General features: G+C 66.5%; 1 pseudogene. It reads left to right on the top strand.

Annotated features, from left to right (window positions below):
• Positions 1-334, top strand: a pseudogene (locus EN807_RS33670) (MerR family transcriptional regulator); the annotation flags it as partial.

The raw sequence follows: 334 nt of genomic DNA, 5'->3' as shown, positions 1-334 counted from the left end.
CTACGACCAGGGCTACACCATCAAGGGCGTGCAAAAGTTGTTGCGCGAGAACGGCAACCATTTCCTGGTTGCCATCGGCAATGGCGACATGGCGGCCGTCGAGGCGATCGCGCAGCGCCGGCAGGCAGAACAGGTGCCGCTGACGCCGGCTGCCCAGCCGCGCGGCGCCGACGACGAGATGCTGGTCGGCCAGCCCAGGGTGAAACCCAGCCGACGCTTCTTCGGCCTCGGCAAGAGCGACGATGAGGGGCCGGTCCAGCCGGACTCCTCGAAACTGTCGCGCGACAACCGCGCCCTGTTGCAGGAAGCGCTGTTCGATCTGCTGGAGTGCAAG

Source organism: Mesorhizobium sp. M5C.F.Ca.ET.164.01.1.1 (assembly GCF_004792125.1).
Classification (GTDB): domain Bacteria; phylum Pseudomonadota; class Alphaproteobacteria; order Rhizobiales; family Rhizobiaceae; genus Mesorhizobium; species Mesorhizobium wenxiniae.
The sequence above is the reverse complement of the archived record's forward strand: the minus strand, read 5'-3'. Positions and strand labels throughout refer to the sequence as shown.